We start from the raw sequence: 20,183 nt of genomic DNA on the forward strand, positions 1-20,183 counted from the left end.
TGCATTCCCTGCTTTGGATGACAGGCCGACTATAGCAGTGCTTTGCACGCCTAGTGTTACATGCGCACACTAGCGCCATGGGCGCCATCTTCCACCTGCGGCACTACGGCCAGTCAACGGGCCTGGACCGCCACGACTACGCACAGTGGGTCCTGCCGCTGCAGGGCGAGCTGCAGTTCGAGCTGGAAGGTCGAGGCGGCCGGCTGGATCTGCTGCAGGGCGCGTTCGTGGCCGCCCGCGAGGCGCACGACCAGATGGCGCACGGGCCGAACGGTTTCGTGATCGTCGATTGTGGCCCGGGCGTGCTCGATGACCTGACCCAGGAACACCTGTGGCGCCAGCGCTGGCTGCACCTGCCGCTGTCGCTGCGCCAGCGCCTGGCCCAGGTGAACGGCGGTGGTGCCATGCCGGGGCTGCTGCCCGAACTGCTGCGCGTGTTTGCCCCGGCCGGCAGTGGTGCGCGGCTGCAGGGGCTGTGCGCGGCCGTGCACGCCGAGCCCGGGCAGGGGTGGCCGGTGGCGCGCATGGCGGCCTTTGTCGGCGTCAGCGAGAGCCGGCTGCATGCACTGTTCCAGCGCGAATTCGGGGTCAGCCCGCAGGCCTGGCTCAGCGCGGGCCGGCTGCGCTGGGCCAAGCATGCGTTGCTGACCAGTGCGGCGACGATCAGCGATATCGCGCTGGCAGCGGGTTATTCCGAGCAGAGTGCACTGACCCGTGCGCTGCGCCGCGAGACCGGCCTGACCCCAAGCGCCTGGCGGCGCGGTGAAGCGCTTCTGTAGAGTCGAGCTTGCTCGACTGCTCTTCGCGGATGAGCCAGTCGAGCAAGCTCGACTCTACGAACAGATTGGGCAGTAGCCTCGGTCAAGACGCCGTGTCGATCGCCACCTACACTGCGCGGCCAGTTCCCTCCCCCCCAAGCAACTGACATGCGCAACAACCCGATGGCCCTGGGCATCGCCAATGGCGTTGCCGCTGGCGCGCTGTGGGGCGTGGTCTTCCTCGCCCCTGCCGTGCTGCATTCCTTCAACGCGCTGCAGCTGTCCGCCGGCCGCTACCTGGTCTACGGACTGATCGCGGTGATCCTGCTGCTGCCGCGCTGGAAGCGGTTGGCGCCGCAACTGGGGCGCGCCGAATGGATCGGCCTGCTCTGGCTCAGCCTGGCCGGCAACCTGGTCTACTTCCTGCTGCTGGCCACGGCCGTGCAGTGGGCCGGTGGCGCGGCGGCCTCGCTCATCGTCGGCCTGATACCGGTGGTGGTGACCCTGGTGGGCGTGCGCGAAAAGGGCGCCGTGCCGCTCAAGCAATTGCTGCCCGCGTTGGGCTTGTGCGTGCTGGGCGTGGCCCTGGTGGGCTGGGAGTCGTTGATGTCCGAGCATCTGGCCACGCCCTGGCGGCAGCGCCTGATCGGCCTGTTGTGCGCCTTCGGTGCGCTGTTCTCCTGGGCGTTGTACTCGGTCGGCAACAGCCGCTGGCTGGCCCGCCGCGCCGATCTGTCCAGCCATGACTGGTCGCTGCTGACCGGCGTCACCACCGGTGGCCTGTCGCTGCTGCTGGTGCCGATGGCGTTCATCGGCCAGACCGCGGGCCACACGCCTGCGCAGTGGACCCTGTTCTGGGTAATCAGTGCCGGTGTTGCGGTCATCGCTTCGATCATCGGCAACGCGTTCTGGAACCGCGCCAGCCGCCTGCTGCCGCTGACCCTGACCGGGCAGATGATCGTGTTCGAAACGCTGTTCGCGCTGCTCTATGCCTTTGCGTGGCAGTGGCGATGGCCGAGCCTGCTGGAGGCGCTGGCGATCGTGTTCCTGGTTGCCGGTGTCCTGCTGTGCGCGCACGCCCACCGCGCACCGCGTGCAATCGCCGAACATGCCGGCTGATTGCCAGCGTCAAGCGCTCTGATGCGCGCTTTGTCTCAATTGCAACCAAATGGCTGCACGTTGAGCGATGATCGAAACAAACGATTTTTGCATCGCAGCACTTGACAGGCCCCCGGCGCACGGTGTTTTCTGTGCGCCATGGTCTTCGATGCCGCCCTCGCCAGCCTGATCGCCCCCGCCACCGCGGGCGGTTCGACTGCGCAGGTCACCATCACCACCATTATTACCACCACCGCCACCACTGCCCTGGTGCGGCCCGTCGTCTTCGTGTAACTCCCGAAAACAACGGCCCCGCACCATCCAGGTGACGGGGAGACCCAACACCTGCATGCGACGGGGCCTCCTACCGAGGTCTGCATGTCTTCCCACGCCCCCGCCCATCCCGCTGCCCCGGCCGACCTGGCCGCACCGTCCACTGTCGTGCACAAGTTCGGTGGCACCTCGGTGGCCAGCGCCGAACGCTACCGCCATGTGGCCGGCCTGCTGCTGGCGCGGGCCGAGCCGCTGCAGGTCACCGTCGTTTCGGCGATGAAGGGTGTCACCGATGCGCTGATCGAGCTGGCCCAGCTGGCGGCGCGTGGTGACGCCGGCTGGCGCGAAGCCTGGCATGCGCTGCGTGCGCGCCACCGTGGCGCCGCCGTGGCCCTGCTCGGCGAGCAGGTGGGCGAGACCGTTGAATGGATCGACGTGCGGTTCGATCAGCTGGCTGAAGTACTGGGCGCGCTGGCGGTGATCGGCGAACTGCCGCGCGAGGTGCTGGACCGCGTGCAGGGGCTGGGCGAAGTGTTTTCCGCGCAGTTGCTGGGCACGCACCTGCAGGCGCTCGGCGAGGACTGTGCAGTGCTGGACGCGCGCGATGTGCTGGTGGTCGGGCACGGCGAGCTGGGTGTTGACGTGGACTGGGAGGCCAGTGCCGACCGCCTGGCGAAATGGCGCCTGCAGCACCCGCAGTCGCGCGTGGTCGCCACCGGCTTCGTCGCCCGTGACCGCGAGGATCGCATCACCACGCTGGGCCGCAATGGCAGCGACTACTCCGGCGCGATCTTCGCCGCGCTGTTCAACGCCGATGAGCTGCATATCTGGACCGACGTCGACGGCGTCCTCTCGGCCGACCCGCGGCTGGTGCCGGAGGCAGTCCAGCTGGAGGCGCTGAGCTACGACGAGGCCTGCGAGCTGGCCTACTTCGGGGCGAAGGTCGTGCACCCGCAGACGATGTCGCCCGCCATCCGCCTCGGCCTGCCGATCTTCATCCGCAACACCTTCCACCCGGCGCACCCGGGCACGCGCATCAGCGCCCAGCGCTCGCCGCGCGGGCCGGTGAAGGGCCTGACCCTGAGCCCCGATCTGGCCCTGCTGAATCTGGAAGGCACCGGCCTGATGGGCGTGCCCGGCACGGCCGAGCGGGTGTTCTCGGCACTGCGCCAGGCGCAGGTGTCGGTGGTGATGATCTCGCAGGGTTCGTCCGAACATTCGATCTGCTGCGTGGTGCGGGCCGGTGAAGCTGCACGTGGCCGTGAGGCGCTGCTGCAGGCCTTTGCCCACGAACTGGCGGTGGGCCAGGTGCAGCGCGTGCAGGTCGGCGAGGGCGTCAGCGTGCTGGCTGCCGTCGGTGATGGCATGGCCGGTCAGCCCGGCGTGGCCGCGCGCCTGTTCGAGGCCCTTGGCCGTGCCCAGGTGAACATCCTGGCGATCGCCCAGGGCTCGTCCGAGCGCAACATCTCGGTGGCCGTGGCCAGTGTCGATGCAACGCGTGCCCTGCGTGCCGCGCATGCCGGCTTCTGGCTGTCGCCGCAGACGTTCGCGGTGGGGGTGATCGGGCCGGGCAATGTCGGCGCCGCGCTGCTGGACCAGTTGCTGGCCGCGCGCCCGCAGCTGCTGGCCAAGGCCAACGTCGATCTGCGCCTGCGTGCGCTGGCCTCGCGCTCGCGCATGCGCCTGGAAGCCGATGGTCTGCATGCCGATTGGCGGCAGGCGCTGCACGGCGATGGCCAGGCCAGCGACCTGGATGCCTTCACCGAACACCTGCTGGCCGCGCACCTGCCGCATGCAGTGGTGATCGACTGCAGTGGCAGCGCCGAAGTGGCCGAGCGCTACGAGGGCTGGCTGGCGGCCGGCATCCATGTGGTCACTCCCAACAAACAGGCCGGCTCGGGTCCGCTGTCGCGCTACCAGCGCATCCATGCCGCTGCCGCCGCCAGTGGCGCGCGCTTCCGCTACGAGGCCACCGTCGGTGCCGGGCTGCCGGTGATCACCACGCTGCGCGACCTGGTCGACACCGGCGATGAAGTGCTCGCCGTGGAAGGCATCTTCTCCGGCACGCTGGCCTGGCTGTTCAACCGCTTCGATGGCAGCCAGCCGTTCTCCGAGCTGGTGGCGCAGGCACGTTCAATGGGCTACACCGAGCCGGACCCGCGCGACGATCTGTCCGGCGTGGACGTGGCCCGCAAGCTGGTGATCCTTGCCCGCGAGGCCGGCCACGCGCTCAGCCTGGAACACGTGCAGGTGGAAAGCCTGGTGCCGGCGCTGCTGCGCGATGGCAGCGTGGATGACTTCATGGCCCGCCTGGGCGAATCCGATGCCAGCCTGTTGCAGCGCCTCGACGAGGCACGGGCACGCGGCGCGGTGCTGCGCTATGTCGCCCGGCTCGGCGCAGACGGTGCGTCGGTGGGGCTGCAGGAGCTGCCGGCGGACCACACCTTCGCCAACCTGCGCCTGACCGACAACGTCGTGCAGTTCCGCACGCGCCGTTACTGCGACAACCCGCTGGTGGTGCAGGGGCCGGGCGCCGGGCCGGAAGTCACTGCCGCCGGTGTGTTTGCCGACCTGCTGCGCGTTGCGGCCGGCGAGGGGGCGCGGCTGTGATTGCACGCGCATTCGCCCCCGCGTCGGTGGCCAACGTGGCGGTGGGCTTCGACATCCTCGGCCATGCGATCGCCGGTATCGGCGATACCGTGACGGTGCGCCGCATCGATGAACCGACCGTGCGCATCGACGCCATCCGCGGCAGCGTAGCGGACCTGCCGCTGGACGCGCCGGGCAACACGGCCGGCGCGGCGCTGATCTCCCTGCGCGAGGGTCTGGGCCTTTCGTATGGCTTCGCCATCGAGATCGACAAGGGCATTCCGTTTGGCTCGGGCATGGGCGGTTCGGCGGCGTCCTGCGTGGCCGCACTGGTGGCCGCCAACGCGCTGCTGGACACGCCGCTGCCAACCGAGGCGCTGTATCCGCACGCACTGGATGGCGAGGCGGTGGCCAGCGGTGGCCGCCACGGTGACAACGTCGGCCCGCTGCTGCTGGGCGGGCTGGCGCTGTGTACGGCCGATCGCTTGGTGCCGATTCCGGTCCCTGCGCACTGGCACAGCCTGCTGGTGCATCCGCATGCCGTGCTCGAGACCCGGCGCGCGCGGCAGGCCCTGCAGGGCAGCTATGCGCTGGCCGAGTTCGTGGCGCAGAGCGCCAATCTTGCGCTGGTGCTCAGTGGCTGCCATCGCGGCGATGCAGCCCTGGTGCGTGCCGGCCTGCGCGATGTGCTGGTGGAGCCGCGCAGGGCCGCGCTGATCGCTGGCTTCGAGGCCGCGCGCGATGCTGCGCTGGCAGCCAATGCGATGGGCGCGGGCATCTCCGGTGCCGGCCCGAGTGTGTTTGCGTGGTTTGAAAAGGCTGACCAGGCCCATGCCGCAGTGGCGCCCGTTCGTGCGGCCTTCGCCGCCGCCGGCTTCGACAGCGATGCCTGGGTTTCCCCGCTGGACGCTGCTGGAGCGCGACTGTGCTGAATCCTTCCCCCTTGCTGGATACCGAGCTCATGCAATTCGTTTCGACCCGTGGTCACGCGCCCGCTGTTGGGCTGAGCGCCGCCATTGCCGCCGGCCTGGCGCCGGATGGCGGCTTGTACGTGCCTGACGTACTGCCCGCGCCGCGCGACCTGCATGCCGGTGCGAGCCTGGCCGACACTGCGACCGAGTTGCTGGCGCCGTTCTTCGAAGGCGACCCGCTGCAGGCGGCATTGCCGGAGATCTGCCGCGACGCCTTCGATTTCCCGGTGCCGCTGCGCCCGCTGGGGCGCGACGGCGACCATGTGCTGGAGCTGTTCCATGGCCCGACCGCCGCCTTCAAGGATATCGGTGCGCGCTTCCTGGCCGGCACGCTGTCGCGCCTGCAGGCGGGCAAGGCCCGTGACCTGACCATCGTCGTGGCGACGTCGGGCGATACCGGTGCTGCCGTGGCGGCGGCGTTCCATCGACAGCCGGGCGTGCGGGTGGTGGTGCTGTATCCCGATGGCCGTGTTTCACCGCGGCAGGCGCACCAGCTGGGCTGTTTCGGCGACAACATCCAGGCGCTGCGCGTGGCCGGTTCGTTCGACGACTGCCAGGCGATGGTCAAGCAGGCGCTGGCCGATACGGACCTGCAGGCACAGGTGCCGCTGAGTTCGGCCAACAGCATCAGCCTGGGCCGGCTGCTGCCGCAGATGAGTTACTACGCGCATGCTGCGCTGACCCATCACGCGCGCACGCGGCGTCGCCTCAACCTGGTGGTGCCGACCGGCAACCTGGGCAATGCGATGGCGGCCGTGCTGGCGCGTGCGCTGGGCGTGCCGATCGGGCAGATCGTGCTGGCCACCAATGCCAATGCGGTGCTGCCGGCGTACTTCAATGGCGGCGCGTACCAGCCGCAGGCCAGCGTCGCCACCGTCGCCAACGCGATGGATGTGGGGGCGCCGAGCAACTTCGAGCGCCTGCGCTGGCTGTATGCCGATGACGATGCCGAACTGCGTGCCGCGTTCCGGGCGTTCGCGGTGGACGATGTGACCATCCGCGCGACCATTGCCAGTGCGCATGCCAGCAGCGGCGAACTGTTCTGCCCACACACCGCCACTGCGGTGAAGGTGCTGCAGGATCTGCGGGCGCGCGGTGCCAAGGGGGACTGGGCGGTGGTGTCCACCGCGCACCCGGCCAAGTTCGAAGCAGTGGTGGAGCCGCTGATCGGCGACGCCGTGGCTGTGCCGCCGGCACTGGCGGCGCTGCTGCAGCGGCCGGCGCATGCAGAACCGTTGGCGGCCGATTACGACGCCCTGCGCGAGGTGTTGTTGCGTCGGTAGCGCAGGGCCACGCCCGGCGGGTAGTGCCGGCCGCTGGCCGGCAACGCCGTGAACTGCGAAACGGTCAGGCCAGGCCTTCGCCCGCCAGCTCGCGCAGCCCGTCCTCGTCGAGGATCTCCACCACGCTCAGATGGGGCAGGGCGATCAGGCCCTGCTGGCGCAGCTTGGTGAAAGTGCGGCTGACCGTTTCCATGGTCAGGCCCAGGTGGTCGGCGATATCGCCGCGGCCCATCGGCAGCGACACGCGCAGGCCATCGCCACCCAGCTTGGCCTCGCGTGCAGCCAGGCGCAGCAGGAAGTCGGCCAGCTTTTCCGCCGGCTGCAGGCGGGCCAGTGCCAGCGCGGCGTCCTGCGCGGCATCCAGTTCCTGGCAGGCGCGCTGCAGCAGCTTGCGCTCCAGGTGCGGGTAGCGGCCGCGCAGTGCCTTCATCTGCGGCAGGGCCACGCGGCAGACGCGGCTGTCGGCGATGGCCTCGATATCGTGGCGGTGGTGGTCGCTGCCGCTCAGGCCCAGGTAGTCGCCGGGCAGCACGAAACCGTTGATCTGGCGGCGGCCATCGGCCAGCGTGCGCACCAGGCGCAGCGCGCCGGCCGTCAATGTATAGACATGCTGGCGCTCTTCGCCGGTGCGGGCCAGGGTTGCGCCGATGGCCACCTGCTGCGACACCGTCACCTGTTCCAGCGCCTGCACTTCATCGGGCGACAGCGCCGAGCAGACCGCCAGGTGGCGGACCGAGCAGTGCAGGCAGTCCAGCGTGGTGCAGGACGGCGCGGCGGAGTCGTGGGCGGCGGACGGGGCGCCGGAAGGCCGGGACATGGTGCGGGGGCGTATCACGGGCGGGAGAGGGCTTTATGATACTTCATGCGGCCTTATGGCCCCTGATCGGCGGCTGAGCCATGCGGGGCGGTAGAATGTCGCCCCCTCCCACGTCCCCGTTCCTGCAGGAGTTCCGCCCGTGATCAAGCCCCGTACCCCGCCCGGCACCCTTGAACTGTTGCCGCGCGAGCAGATTGCGTTCCAGCGCATGCTGGACGTCATCCGCCGCAACTACGAGCGCTTCGGGTTCCTGCCGGTGGAAACGCCGGTGTTCGAGCTGTCCGACGTGCTGCTGACCAAGTCCGGTGGCGAAACCGAGCGCCAGGTGTACTTCGTGCAGTCCACCGGCGCGCTGGCCAATGCTGCCGAGTCGGGCGACCGTTCGCTGCCGGAGATGGCCCTGCGCTTCGACCTGACCGTGCCGCTGGCGCGTTACGTGGCCGAGCACGAGCACGAGCTGACCTTCCCGTTCCGCCGCTACCAGATGCAGCGCGTGTACCGTGGCGAGCGCGCCCAGCGCGGCCGTTTCCGCGAGTTCTACCAGTGCGACATCGACGTGATCGGCAAGGACAGCCTGAGCGTGCGCTATGACGCTGAAGTGCTGGCCGTCATCCACGCCGTGTTCTCCGAGCTGCGCATCGGTGATTTCAGCATCCAGTTGAACAACCGCAAGCTGATGCGTGGCTTCTTCGAAAGCCTGGGCGTGGCCGAAGGCGAGCGCCAGCTGGCCGTGCTGCGCGAGGTGGACAAGCTGGACAAGCGCGGCGCCGATTACGTGCGCGAGACGCTGGTGGGCGAGGGCTTCGAGATTCCGGCCGAACAGGTCGAGAAGATCCTGGCGTTCGTTGCTGTGCGTTCGAAGGGCCATGACGATGCGCTGGCGCAGCTGGCAGCCCTGGAAGCGGGCGCGGCATCGTCGGAAACCCTGCGCAATGGCGTTGCCGAGCTGCGCGAAGTGCTGCAGCTGGTGCAGGCGCTGGGCGTGCCGGAAACCGCGTACTGCCTGAACTTCTCCATCGCCCGTGGCTTGGATTACTACACCGGCACCGTCTACGAGACCACGCTGACCGACCACCCGCAGATCGGCTCGATCTGTTCGGGCGGCCGTTATGAAGACCTGGCCAGCCACTACAGCAAGTCCAAGCTGCCGGGCGTGGGCATTTCCATCGGCCTGTCGCGCCTGTTCTGGCAGCTGCGCGAAGCCGGCCTGATCGATGGCATCGAAGCCAGCAGCGTGCAGGCACTGGTGGCATTGATGGACGAGCAGGGCATGGCGCAGTCGCTGGACATTGCCCGCCGCCTGCGCAGTGGTGGCATCAACACCGAAGTGCAGATGGAGCCGAAGAAGATCGGCAAGCAGTTCCAGTACGCGGCCAAGGCCGGCATCCGCTTCGTGGTCCTGGCTGGCGAAGACGAACTCGCCCGTGGCGTGGTGGCGGTGAAGGACCTGGTGCGCGAGCAGCAGTTCGAAGTTTCCCGCGATGAACTGGCCAGCACCCTGCAGGTCGAGCTGGAGCAGTCGAAGGTCATGGCGTGATACGGGCCGCCGCAGGGGCGCTGAGCGTGCTCCTGCTGGCGGGTTGCCAGAGTGATCCCGCGCTGCGCAGCGCCCGGATCGGGAAGGCGCAGTACCGGTTGCAGGTTGATCGTTGCCATGTGATCGACCGCGCGCAGCTTGAGGCGGACTTGCGGGCCCTGGCCTCGGGGGCGTGTCCTGCAGGCGCAGGGGCGTTGGAGAACATCCAGCCCCTGCCGAGCCGGCAGGGCAGCCTGTTCGGGGAGTGCCTGCGGCGCGGCGCGCTGCAGGCGGAGGTCCGCTGCCAGCCCTGAGCGCCGCCAGCGGCGTGATTTCAACGTAGAACGCCCACCACCCGGTGGGCGTTTTCGTTTCGGGGAAAGCAGTCGAGCATGGCTCGACTCTACAAAAGCCGGATCCACCCCGCCAACCCTTAGTAGCCCAGCTTTTGCCTTTGAGGCTGCCGGCCAGCGGCCGGCACTACCGTGGGTAGAGGGATCCCTCGATTTGACGCACTGCGCAAGAATGCGCTAATGTACTAACACGCTATTACATTGATGCAAGAAATCCGCCCGTGAAAGCCCGCCCCGACATCACCGCCAAAGACCCGCAGGCCGACCTGGAAGCCTTGGCCCAGGCTTTTGCTGCCCTGCGCGAACCGGCCCAGGTCGAGGCCTTCCTGCGTGACCTCTGCACCCCGGCCGAGCTGGAAGCCATGGCCGACCGCTGGAAAGTGGTGCCGCTGCTGCAGCAGGGCGTGCCTTACCGTGAGATCCACGAACGCACCGGCGTCAGCGTGACCACCACCGGACGGGTCGCACGCACGCTTGAGCATGGCCATCGAGGCTATGCCGCTGCCATCGACCGCCTTGCTTCGCGCTGACCCGCGCCCCGTACCGAACTTCGAGACCTCCCCCATGAGTGCAACCCAGGCAGCGCCGGCGCGAGACCGGCTGCGTATCGCCATCCAGAAGAGTGGCCGTCTGGCCGAACCCGCCCGCAACCTGCTCAGCGCCTGCGGCCTGAGCTGGCGCGAAAGCCGCGACAAGCTGTTCTGCTACGGCGAATCGCTGCCGGTGGACCTGCTGCTGGTGCGCGACGACGACATCCCCGGCCTGATCGCCGATGGCGTCTGCGACCTTGGCATCGTCGGCCGCAACGAACTGGACGAACAGGCCGCCGCGCGCCGCCAGATCGGCCTGCCCGACGCCTACCAGGCCCTGCGCGGGCTCGGCTTCGGCCAGTGCCGGCTGATGCTGGCCGTGCCCGAGGAATGGCAGTGGGAAGGCCCGGCGCAGCTGGCCGGTACCCGCATCGCCACCAGCTACCCGGCCATCCTCAAGCAGTGGCTGGCCGAGCAGGGCGTGGACGCACAGGTGGTCGAGCTCTCCGGTTCGGTGGAAATCGCCCCGCGCCTGGGCACCGCCGAGCTGATCTGCGACCTCGTGTCCAGCGGCGCCACCCTGCGCGCCAACCAGCTCACCCCGGTGCACAACCTGCTGGACAGTGAAGCCGTGCTGGCCGGTGCGGTGCGCGTGCCCGACGACGCACGTGCCGGGCTGCGCAGCATGCTGCTGCGGCGCCTGGACGGCGTGGTGCAGAAGCAGGACCGCAAGCTGCTGATGTTCCGTGCCAGCGAAGACCGCGTGGATGCGTTGGCGCAGCTGCTGGCCGATGCCGAACCGTTGGTGCGTTTGCCTGCAGATGGCGGTGCACTGCGCCTGCAGACCATGTGCCCGGGTCCGCTGACCTGGCAGCGCATGGAAGAACTGGAGCGCGCCGGCGCACAGGGCCTGATGGTATTGAGCGTGGAGCGGTCGCTGGCATGAATCGTCTGATCTGGTCGCAACTTGATGAAGCCGCGCGCAGCGCGGCGCTGACCCGCCCGGTGCAGACCGTGGCGCAGCAGACCCGCGATGCCGTGGCCGCGCTGATCGCACAGGTGCGCGCGCAGGGGGACGAGGCGCTGCGCGCCATCACCGCCCGTTTCGATCGGGTGGAACTGTCGTCGTTTGAAGTCAGCGACGCCGAATTTGCCGCCGCCGAAGCCGCCGTTCCGGCCGAGCTGCGCCAGGCCATGGTCGAAGCCGCCGAGCGCATCACGCGCTTCCACGAAGCGGGCATGGGCAAGGGCTATTCGGTGGAAACCGCGCCCGGCGTCGTCTGCGAACGCATGCTGCGACCGATCGGCCGCGTCGGTCTGTACGTGCCGGCCGGCAGTGCGCCGCTGCCGTCCACCGCGCTGATGCTGGGCGTGCCGGCGCAACTGGCCGGCTGCCCGCAGGTCGTGCTGTGCACGCCGCCGCGCACCGATGGCACGGCCGATCCGGCGGTGCTGGTGGCTGCGCGCCTGACCGGCGTGCAGCGCGTATTCAAGCTGGGTGGTGCCCAGGCCATCGCTGCGATGGCCTACGGTACGGCCAGCATCCCGGCCTGTGACAAGCTGTTCGGGCCGGGCAACAGCTTCGTCACCGAAGCCAAGCAGCAGGTCGCACAGGACGGCGCCGCCGCCATCGACATGCCGGCCGGTCCTTCGGAAGTGCTGGTCATCGCCGATGCCGGTGCCAATCCGGCGTTCGTGGCGGCTGACCTGCTGTCGCAGGCCGAGCACGGCCCGGATTCGCAGGTGCTGCTGCTGACCGACGATGCCGCGATGGTCGCTGCGGTCGAGGCGGAAGTGGAGCGCCAGGTCGCGCTGCTGCCGCGCCAGGACATCGCACGCCTGGCCTTGTCGGCCTCGCGCCTGATCCAGGTGGATGCGCTGGCGGACGCCTTCGCGATCAGCAACCGCTACGCCCCCGAGCACCTGATCCTGGCGTTGCGCGAGCCGCGCGACTGGCTGGGCCAGGTGCAGGCCGCCGGCTCGGTGTTCCTTGGCGATTACACCCCCGAGGCACTGGGCGACTACTGCAGCGGCACCAACCACGTGCTGCCCACTGCCGGTGCCGCACGCGCCTACAGCGGCGTCAGCGTCGCCAGCTTCCAGAACCTGATCAGCGTGCAGAGCGCCAGCGCCGCTGGCCTGGCCGCGATCGGCGGTTGCGCGCGCATCATTGCCAGCGCCGAAGGCCTCGACGCACACGAACGTGCGGTGGCCCTGCGCATGGAGGCCGCGGCATGAGCGCCGGCATCGATGACGTGCTGGCGCTGGTGCGGCCAGACCTGCAGGCGTTTACCGGCTACAGTTCGGCACGCAGCGCCGCCGTGCAGGGCGAGGTCTGGTTGAACGCCAATGAATCGGCCTGGGCCAACCCGGCTGATGCTGCTGGCAGCAGCCGGCGCTACCCCGAGCCGCAGCCGCTGGCGCTGCGCGAAGGCCTGGCGGCGCTGTATGGCGTGCAGCCGCAGCAGTTGCTGGTCGGCCGTGGCAGCGACGAGGCCATCGATCTGCTGGTGCGCACCCTGTGCGTGCCGGGTCGCGATGGCGTGCTGGTGACCTCGCCGGTGTTCGGCATGTATGCCGTCTGCGCGCGCCTGCAGGGTGCGCCGTTGATCGACGTGCCGCTGGTCGATGGCGAGGACTGCCTGCGCGCCGATCTCGACGCGGTCACCCGCACGGCACGGGAGCAGAGTGCGAGGCTGGTCTTCCTGTGCGCGCCCTCCAACCCGGCGGGCAGCGACATCAGCCTGGCCGAGATCGAACGCGTGGCGACTGCACTCCGTGGGCAGGCGCTGGTGGTGGTTGACGAGGCCTATGTCGAGTATGCGCAGCGTGCCTCGGCGACCACGCTGCTGGACGCGCATGCCAACCTGGCGGTGCTGCGCACCCTGTCCAAGGCGCACGCACTGGCTGCGGCGCGCATCGGTACCCTCATTGCCGCGCCGGAGCTGATCGCCGTGCTGCGCCGTTGCCAGGCGCCGTATCCGGTGCCGACGCCGTGTGCCGAGCTGGCCGTGCAGGCGCTGCAACCGGCCGCCCTGGCGCGTACCGCCGAGCGCGTGGCCACGGTCATCGCCGAGCGCGAGCGCCTGTCTGTTGCCTTGCCGGGCCTGCCCGGCGTGCGCCGCGTGTACCGCTCGTCCGGCAATTACCTGCTGGTCCGCTTCGCCGATGCGCAGGCCGCCTTCGATGCGTTGCTGGCTGCCGGAGTGGTGGTGCGTGACCAGCGCGCCGCGCCGCAGCTGGGCGATGCGCTGCGCATCAGCATCGGCAGCCCCGAAGAGAACGACCGCGTGCTCGCGGCCCTGTCGGCCCGGAGGGCTGCTGCATGACCCCCATCCTGTTCATCGACCGCGACGGTACCCTCATCGAGGAGCCGGCCGACTTCCAGATCGACGCCTACGAGAAGCTGCGCTTCGTGCCGCACGTGATCCCGGCGCTGCTGAAGCTGCGCGACGCCGGTTACCAGTTCGTGATCGTCACCAACCAGGATGGCCTGGGCAGCGAAAGCTATCCGCGCGCCAGTTTCGACGGCCCCAATGACCTGATGCTGCAGATCTTCGAAAGCCAGGGCATCCGCTTCCGTGACGTGCTGGTGGACTGCAGCTGGCCGCAGGACAACGCGCCCACCCGCAAGCCGGGCATCGGCCTGATGACCGCCTACCTGCAGGACCGCAGCATCGACTGGGCGCGTTCGGGCATGGTCGGCGACCGCATCACCGACCTGCAGTTCGCCGACAACCTCAACATCCGTGGCTTCCAGCTGCGCACCGAGCAGTTCGGCGGCGAGTGGGACTGGGCGGGCATCGCCCACGCGCTGGCCGACGCACCGCGTACCGCCGTGGTCCAGCGCAACACGAAGGAAACGAAGATCCGCGTCGAACTGGACCTGGATCGTGCTGGCGATGCCCACATCTCCACCGGCCTGCCGTTCTTCGACCACATGTTGGAACAGATCGGCAAGCACGGCGGCTTCGCCCTGGACATCCAGGCCGAGGGCGACCTGCACATCGACGAGCACCACACCATCGAAGATACGGGGCTGGCCCTGGGCCAGGCGCTGCGCGAGGCGCTGGGTGACAAGCGTGGCATCGGCCGCTACGGCTTCACCCTGCCGATGGACGAGACGCTGGCCAGCGCCGCGCTGGATTTCAGCGGCCGGCCGTACTTCGTGTTCGAAGGCGAGTTCAAGCGCGAGCGGGTGGGCGACATGCCGACCGAACTGGTGCCGCACTTCTTCCGTTCGCTGTGCGATGCAAGCGGGCTGAATCTCAACCTGCAGGTGCGTGGCGACAACGACCACCACAAGGTGGAAGCCTGCTTCAAGGCGCTGGCGCGCGCACTGCGCCCGGCCCTGGCCCGGCAGGGCACCGCGCTGCCGACCACCAAGGGGGCGCTGTGACTGAAGTCGCTCTGATCGATGCCGGCGGTGCCAATCTTGGTTCGGTGCGTTACGCACTCGAGCGGCTGGGCGCGAGCGTGCGCCTGGTGCGCGATGCCGATGGCCTGGCTGGCGCGCAGCGGGTGATCCTGCCGGGCGTCGGTGCGGCCGCACCGGGCATGCAGCGCCTGCATGCACAGGGGCTGGTCGAGCCGCTGCGCCGCCTGGAGGTGCCGCTGATGGGCATCTGCCTGGGCATGCAGCTGCTGTTCGAACGTTCAGAGGAAGCCGGCGTGGACACCCTGGGGTTGATTCCCGGCGTGGTCCGCAAGCTGGTGCCGGCCTGTGGCATCCGCGTGCCGCACATGGGCTGGAACCGGCTGCTGGCGCTGCGCCCCTCGCTGCTGCTGCAGGGCGTGCCGGACCGTTCCAGTGCCTATTTCGTGCACAGCTACGCCGCGCCGCTGAACGCCCATACCGTAGCCGCCTGCGACCACGGCGGCCTGTTCACTGCCGTGATCGAGCAGGGCCGCTACTTCGGCGCCCAGTTCCACCCCGAGCGTTCCGGCGATACCGGTTCGCTGATGCTGCGCAATTTCCTCGAGGGCACTGCTGCATGAGTTTCACCGTCTACCCCGCACTGGATATCCGCGAAGGCCGCGTGGTGCGGCTGCGCCAGGGCGACTACGCGCAGGAAACCTCCTACGGCGACGACCCGCTGCCGCGTGCGCAGGCCTTTGCCGCGCAGGGCGCGCAGTGGATGCACCTGGTCGACCTGGACGCTGCGCGTGCCGGTGGCTACACCCTGGCGCCGCTGCTGGCGGCGATCCGCCAGCACACGCCCCTGCAGGTGCAGACCGGTGGCGGCGTGCGTGGCCGTGACGACGTGGCTCGCATCCTCGATGCCGGCGCCCACCGCGTGGTGGTCGGCTCGCTGGCCGTGCGCCGCCCCGATGAAGTGCTGGGCTGGCTGGACGAGTTCGGCGCCGAGCGCATCACCGTTGCCCTAGATGCCCGCCAGGACGCACAGGGCCAGTGGCAGCTGCCGGTACACGGCTGGACCGAGAACGCCGGGGTGACCCTCGACGACCTGGCCCAGCGCTACGCGCGGGCCGGCATGCGCCACCTGCTGTGTACCGACATCGCCCGCGACGGCATGCTGGCCGGCCCCAACATCAGCCTCTACAGGCACCTGTCGGCGTTGCTGCCGGGCGTGGCGGTGCAGGCGTCCGGTGGCATCCGTGACGTGGCCGACGTGGCCGAAGCACGCGCTGCCGGCTGTGGCGGTGCCATCCTCGGCAAGGCGCTGCTGGAACAGCGCATGGACCTGGGCGAGGCACTGGCATGTTGAGCCGTCGCATCATTCCCTGCCTGGACGTGCGCGATGGCCGCGTGGTCAAGGGTGTGCGGTTCCGCGACCACGTCGACATGGGCGACATCGCCGAGCTGGCCCAGCGTTACCGCGACCAGGGGGCCGACGAGCTGGTGTTCTATGACATCGGCGCAAGCCCCGAGGCACGCTCGGTGGACGTGGCCTGGATCGAGCGCATCGCGCGCCTGATCGACATTCCGTTCTGCGTGGCCGGCGGCATCGACAGCGTTGAAACCGCGCGCCGGGTGCTGTTCGCCGGTGCGGACAAGGTGTCGATCAATTCGCCCGCACTGGGGCGCCCCGAGCTGATCAGCGAGCTGGCCGGTGAATTCGGCGTGCAGTGCGTGGTGGTCGGCGTCGACTCGGTGCGCGAGGCCGACGGCCAGTGGCGCGTGCGCCGCTTCACCGGCGACCCGAGCAAGACCCAGGCCGTGCCGCTGCGCACCCTGGACTGGATCGCCGAGGCGCAGCGCCGCGGTGCCGGCGAGATCGTACTGAACTGCATGGACAGCGATGGCGTGCGCCGTGGCTACGATGTTGAACAGCTGCGCCAGGCGCGGGCCGTGTGCAACGTCCCGCTCATCGCCTCCGGCGGTGCCGGGGCGATGGAGCACTTCGCGCAGGCCTTCGACCAGGCCGACGTGGACGGTGCGCTGGCCGCCAGCGTGTTCCACAGCGGTGCCATTGCCATTGCGGATTTGAAGCGCTACCTGCGCGAACAGCAGATCGAGGTTCGAGATGTCTATTGAAGTACGCCCGTCGCCGCAGGCGCTGGAATCGCTGGACTGGGCCAAGGGCGATGGCCTCCTGCCGGCCGTGGTGCAGGATGCCGACACCCTGCAGGTGCTGATGCTGGGCTATGTCAACGCCGAGTCGCTGCACATCACCCAGGTCACCGGGCACATGACCTTCTACAGCCGCAGCAAGCAGCGCCTGTGGACCAAGGGCGAGCAGTCCGGCCACGTGCTGGCGGTGCAGTCGATCAGCGTGGACTGCGATGCTGACACCGTGCTGGTGCTGGCCCGTCCGGCCGGCCCGACCTGCCACACCGGTGCCGAAAGCTGCTTCGATGGTGCGCCGAAGGACTTCCTGGGCGGCCTGGGCCAGCTGGTGGCAGTGCGCGAAGCACAGCGCCCGCAAGGCAGCTACACCACGTCGTTGTTCGAAGGTGGTATCCGCCGCATCGCGCAGAAGGTGGGCGAGGAGGGCGTGGAAACCGCGCTGGCTGCCGTCGCCCAGGATGACGAGGCCCTGCTGGGTGAGTCCGCCGACCTGCTGTACCACCTGCTGGTGCTGCTGCGCGCGCGTGGGCTGTCGCTGGATGATGCGCGGGCGGTACTGGAAATGCGCCATCGTTGAGCGGTAGTGCCGGCCGCTGGCCGGCAACCACCGGGCGACACCGCGTGCGCGATGTCATCAACGGAATCTACAATGGGCGGTCTTTCTTCCCCGGACCGCCCCCATGAAACTGCCCGCCGCCTGGCTGTACTGCCTGTTGCTGACTTCGCCGGCCTGGGCCGCCGACACGGTGGTCAGCGGCAAGGTCTATCTTGAACGCGACGGCAAGCCCGGCCGCGGCGCGACCGACCCGGGCCTGGCCGGCGTGCAGGTCTCCAATGGCGAAACCATCGTCAAGACCGCCGCCGATGGCGGCTACAGCCTGCCGGTGCGCGACGGGCAGACGGTGTTCGTGATCAAGCCGGATACGTACTCGTTCCCGAAGGCGGCCGATGGCCTGCCCACGTTCTGGCGCCACTACCGCCCGGATGGGTCGCCGGCGCTGAAGTACGGTGGCATCGCCGCCACCGGGGCAGTGGACCGCAACTGGGATTTCGCCCTGCAGTCCGACCGCCATGACAGCCGCCGCGGCTTCCAGATGCTGGTGTTCACCGATTCGCAGACGGCCACCCTGAAGGACATCGGTTACTACCAGCAGTCCATCGTGGCACCGCTGGTGGGCCAGACCAAGGCGCGCCTGGGCACCACCCTGGGCGACATCGTCAACGACGACCTGGGCCTGTACCCGGCCATCAACAAGGTCACCACCCAGCTGGGCGTGCCGTGGTTCCATGTGCCGGGCAACCATGACCTGGATTTCGACGCCGCCAACGACGACCACTCGCTGGACAGCTGGCGCAACATCTACGGCCCGGACACCTATGCGGTGGAGGAGGGCGGCGCCAGCTTCGTGTTCCTGGATGACGTGGTGTATGACCCCAACGCCAAGCCGAAGTACGTCGGTGGCCTGCGCGAAGACCAGTTCGCCTTCCTCGCCGGCTACCTGAAGGGCCTGCACAAGGACCGCCTGCTGGTGCTGGGCATGCACATTCCGTTGTTCGATGCCGCACCCGGTCGCGAGACGTTCCGCCACGCCGACCGCCAGCGCCTGTTCGACCTGCTCAAGGATTTCCGCAACGTGCTGGTGCTGAGCGGCCACAGCCACACCCAGCAGCACGTCTACCACGGCAAGGCCGAGGGCTGGCAGGGTGAGAAGCCGCTGCATGAGTACAACGTCGGTGCCAACTGCGGCGCGTTCTGGTCGGGCGTGAAGAACGCGGCGGGCGTGCCGGACAGCACCATGAGCGATGGCACGCCGAAGGGGTACGCGCTGCTGGACGTGGCCGGCAACGGCAGCTACCGCCTGCAGTACCGCGTGGCCGGTGCCCCGGCCAGCGACCAGATCGGCCTGCATGCGCCGAAGGTGCTGCGCCAGGGCGCCTACCCGGCGTGGGGCGTGTACGCCAACGTCTACATGGGCGAGGACACCAGCGTGGTCGAGTTCCGTGTCGACGGCGGCGCATGGCAGCCGATGAAGCAGGTCAGCCAGCCGGATCCGCGCCTGCTGGTCGAGAACGTGGCCGATGACACGGCCGATGCGCTGCGCGGCTATGATCGATCGCCGGAGGCCACCGCATCGCCGCACCTGTGGCGTGGCGCCCTGCCGACCAACCTGGAGGTGGGCAGCCACAAGGTGGAGGTACGCTCGACCCAGCCTGACGGTGCGGTGTTCACCGCCACCACCCGTTACAGCCTGCAGGCGGCGCAGCCCTGATGCGGCCCGGGCCGGGTGCAGGATCGACTGCACCCGGTCCCACAGCGTTGGCAAAGCGCGGTCAATGCCTGAGAATCGACATGATTCAATCGATTCAAGCAGGCCAGTGTGAACGTTGCAGCAGCGTCCCCGGTTATTCCCGATCTGGCCAGCAACACCGCTGGCAACAGTGCCATCCGCGGCGGTGACTCGCGCAGCCTGGTGGTGGCCGATGTCGGCGGCACCTTTGCCCGCCTGGCGCTGGCCGAGACCGCGCCGGGGCAGACCCCGCGACTGGGCAGCTACCGCACCTACGCCTGCGCCGATCACCCGAGCCTGGCCGCGATCCTGGCCGATTTCACTGCCAGCCTCGGCCAGCCGGTCAGCACGGCCGTGGTGGCGATTGCCGGGCTGCTCGATGGCGATGTGCTGATCAACGCCAACCTGCCGTGGACGGTCTCGCTGTCCACCACGCAGGCGCAGTCCGGCCTGCAGGAACTGCAGCTGATCAACGATTTCGAGGCAGTGGCGCTGGCCATTCCCTACCTGCAGGCCGACACGCTGGTGCCGTTGAACGGTGATGCGGACCCGGCGCAGGCGTTCCCCGCGCTGGTGCTGGGCGCAGGCACCGGCCTGGGCGCTGCGCTGCGCTTTGCCGATGGCGAGCGCCCGGTGCTGGCCAGCGAGATCGGCCACGCCGCACTGGGCGCCGGCAATGCGCTGGAACTGCAGGTGCTGGGCAAGCTGCTGCAGCGCTGGCCGCATGTGGACAACGAGCGCGTGCTGTCCGGCAGTGGCCTGATGAACCTTTACCCGTGCCTGTGCGAGCTGCGGGGCGTGACGCCGCAGTGGACCAGCACCGAGGCCCTGATCGGTGCGGCCCGCAGCGGCGAGGATGCACTGGCGGTGGAAACCCTGCAGGTCTTCTGCGCGTGGCTGGGCAGCCTGGCCGGTGATGCGGCCATCGCCGTGGGTGCGCGCTCGGTGTACCTGGCCGGTGGCATCTCTGCCCATGTGCAGGATTTCCTTGCCGATGGCCGCTTCCGCGAGCGCTTCCTCAACAAGGGTGTATTGACCGACGTGCTGCGGCAGGTGCCGGTGTGGCGCGTCGAGCATGGCCAGCTGGGCGTGCTGGGCGCAGCCGTCTGGCACGCCGCGCGCAGGCCGGCATAGCAACCAAGAAGGCGGCTGGCAGCCTGCCGGCGGCGGATCGG

General features: G+C 69.1%; 20 protein-coding genes. 19 read left to right on the forward strand and 1 reads right to left on the reverse strand.

All coding sequences use genetic code 11. From position 1 onward, the window contains the following. Positions 1-77: 77 nt before the first annotated feature. The 6 genes from C1927_RS09920 (at position 78) to thrC (ending at position 6,972) form a co-directional block, all read left to right on the forward strand. A complete protein-coding gene (locus tag C1927_RS09920; RefSeq protein ID WP_108746577.1) occupies positions 78-779 on the forward strand; it encodes an AraC family transcriptional regulator in 702 nt (233 codons plus the stop codon). Between the two features lie 147 nt (positions 780-926). Then, positions 927-1,877 carry a DMT family transporter gene (locus C1927_RS09925; protein ID WP_108746578.1) on the forward strand — a complete coding sequence of 317 codons (951 nt, stop codon included), beginning with the start codon at positions 927-929 and terminating at the stop codon, positions 1,875-1,877. 138 nt (positions 1,878-2,015) lie between these two features. Further along, on the forward strand, positions 2,016-2,150 hold the full coding sequence (locus tag C1927_RS21815; RefSeq protein ID WP_265349649.1) for a hypothetical protein: 135 nt from the start codon (positions 2,016-2,018) through the stop codon (positions 2,148-2,150). 84 nt (positions 2,151-2,234) lie between these two features. Continuing rightward, positions 2,235-4,739: a bifunctional aspartate kinase/homoserine dehydrogenase I gene (gene thrA / locus C1927_RS09930; protein ID WP_108746579.1), complete on the forward strand. Its 2,505-nt coding sequence runs from the start codon at positions 2,235-2,237 to the stop codon at positions 4,737-4,739. Continuing rightward, positions 4,736-5,650 carry a homoserine kinase gene (locus tag C1927_RS09935; protein WP_108746580.1) on the forward strand — a complete coding sequence of 305 codons (915 nt, stop codon included), beginning with the start codon at positions 4,736-4,738 and terminating at the stop codon, positions 5,648-5,650. Before thrA ends, C1927_RS09935 begins: the two co-directional genes overlap by 4 nt. Positions 5,651-5,679: 29 nt before the next feature. Then, positions 5,680-6,972 carry a threonine synthase gene (thrC, locus tag C1927_RS09940; protein ID WP_108747819.1) on the forward strand — a complete coding sequence of 431 codons (1,293 nt, stop codon included), beginning with the start codon at positions 5,680-5,682 and terminating at the stop codon, positions 6,970-6,972. Positions 6,973-7,036: 64 nt separating this feature from the next. On the opposite strand, the gene C1927_RS09945 is transcribed toward thrC, so the two are convergent. Further along, positions 7,037-7,789: a helix-turn-helix domain-containing protein gene (locus C1927_RS09945; RefSeq protein ID WP_108746581.1), complete on the reverse strand. Its 753-nt coding sequence runs from the start codon at positions 7,787-7,789 to the stop codon at positions 7,037-7,039. Positions 7,790-7,928: 139 nt separating this feature from the next. Between C1927_RS09945 and hisS the strand changes: the two genes are divergently transcribed. The 13 genes from hisS (at position 7,929) to C1927_RS10010 (ending at position 20,142) form a co-directional block, all read left to right on the forward strand. Next, a complete protein-coding gene (gene hisS, locus C1927_RS09950; RefSeq protein WP_079221699.1) occupies positions 7,929-9,326 on the forward strand; it encodes a histidine--tRNA ligase in 1,398 nt (465 codons plus the stop codon). Between the two features lie 26 nt (positions 9,327-9,352). Further along, complete coding sequence (locus C1927_RS09955) at positions 9,353-9,619, forward strand: hypothetical protein (RefSeq protein ID WP_237772046.1); 267 nt, start codon at positions 9,353-9,355, stop codon at positions 9,617-9,619. Positions 9,620-9,879: 260 nt separating this feature from the next. After that, a complete protein-coding gene (locus C1927_RS09960; protein WP_079221701.1) occupies positions 9,880-10,188 on the forward strand; it encodes a YerC/YecD family TrpR-related protein in 309 nt (102 codons plus the stop codon). A 34-nt stretch (positions 10,189-10,222) separates the two neighbouring features. Beyond that, the gene (hisG, locus tag C1927_RS09965) at positions 10,223-11,134 is read left to right on the forward strand and encodes an ATP phosphoribosyltransferase (protein ID WP_079221702.1); all 912 of its coding nucleotides are present in this window, start codon (positions 10,223-10,225) and stop codon (positions 11,132-11,134) included. Next, positions 11,131-12,426: a histidinol dehydrogenase gene (gene hisD, locus C1927_RS09970; RefSeq protein ID WP_079221703.1), complete on the forward strand. Its 1,296-nt coding sequence runs from the start codon at positions 11,131-11,133 to the stop codon at positions 12,424-12,426. Before hisG ends, hisD begins: the two co-directional genes overlap by 4 nt. Then, positions 12,423-13,517 (forward strand): histidinol-phosphate transaminase, encoded by a 1,095-nt coding sequence (gene hisC, locus C1927_RS09975; RefSeq protein ID WP_108746582.1) that lies wholly within the window; start codon positions 12,423-12,425, stop codon positions 13,515-13,517. Before hisD ends, hisC begins: the two co-directional genes overlap by 4 nt. After that, on the forward strand, positions 13,514-14,587 hold the full coding sequence (gene hisB, locus C1927_RS09980; RefSeq protein ID WP_108746583.1) for a bifunctional histidinol-phosphatase/imidazoleglycerol-phosphate dehydratase HisB: 1,074 nt from the start codon (positions 13,514-13,516) through the stop codon (positions 14,585-14,587). The genes hisC and hisB overlap by 4 nt, the downstream gene beginning before the upstream one ends. Next, positions 14,584-15,186, forward strand: coding sequence for an imidazole glycerol phosphate synthase subunit HisH (gene hisH / locus C1927_RS09985; RefSeq protein WP_079221706.1), 603 nt, complete (start codon positions 14,584-14,586; stop codon positions 15,184-15,186). The genes hisB and hisH overlap by 4 nt, the downstream gene beginning before the upstream one ends. After that, positions 15,183-15,917, forward strand: a complete 735-nt coding sequence (hisA, locus tag C1927_RS09990; protein WP_108746584.1) for a 1-(5-phosphoribosyl)-5-[(5-phosphoribosylamino)methylideneamino]imidazole-4-carboxamide isomerase — start codon at positions 15,183-15,185, stop codon at positions 15,915-15,917. Before hisH ends, hisA begins: the two co-directional genes overlap by 4 nt. Continuing rightward, positions 15,911-16,687, forward strand: coding sequence for an imidazole glycerol phosphate synthase subunit HisF (gene hisF / locus C1927_RS09995; RefSeq protein WP_108746585.1), 777 nt, complete (start codon positions 15,911-15,913; stop codon positions 16,685-16,687). The genes hisA and hisF overlap by 7 nt, the downstream gene beginning before the upstream one ends. Beyond that, positions 16,677-17,297: a bifunctional phosphoribosyl-AMP cyclohydrolase/phosphoribosyl-ATP diphosphatase HisIE gene (hisIE, locus tag C1927_RS10000; protein WP_079221709.1), complete on the forward strand. Its 621-nt coding sequence runs from the start codon at positions 16,677-16,679 to the stop codon at positions 17,295-17,297. Before hisF ends, hisIE begins: the two co-directional genes overlap by 11 nt. Positions 17,298-17,400: 103 nt before the next feature. Next, positions 17,401-18,990, forward strand: a complete 1,590-nt coding sequence (locus tag C1927_RS10005) for a calcineurin-like phosphoesterase family protein (RefSeq protein WP_108746586.1) — start codon at positions 17,401-17,403, stop codon at positions 18,988-18,990. Positions 18,991-19,134: 144 nt separating this feature from the next. After that, on the forward strand, positions 19,135-20,142 hold the full coding sequence (locus tag C1927_RS10010) for a glucokinase (RefSeq protein ID WP_174208722.1): 1,008 nt from the start codon (positions 19,135-19,137) through the stop codon (positions 20,140-20,142). Positions 20,143-20,183 lie beyond the last annotated feature (41 nt).

This window comes from Stenotrophomonas sp. ZAC14D1_NAIMI4_1, from assembly GCF_003086775.1.
Classification (GTDB): Bacteria; Pseudomonadota; Gammaproteobacteria; order Xanthomonadales; family Xanthomonadaceae; genus Stenotrophomonas.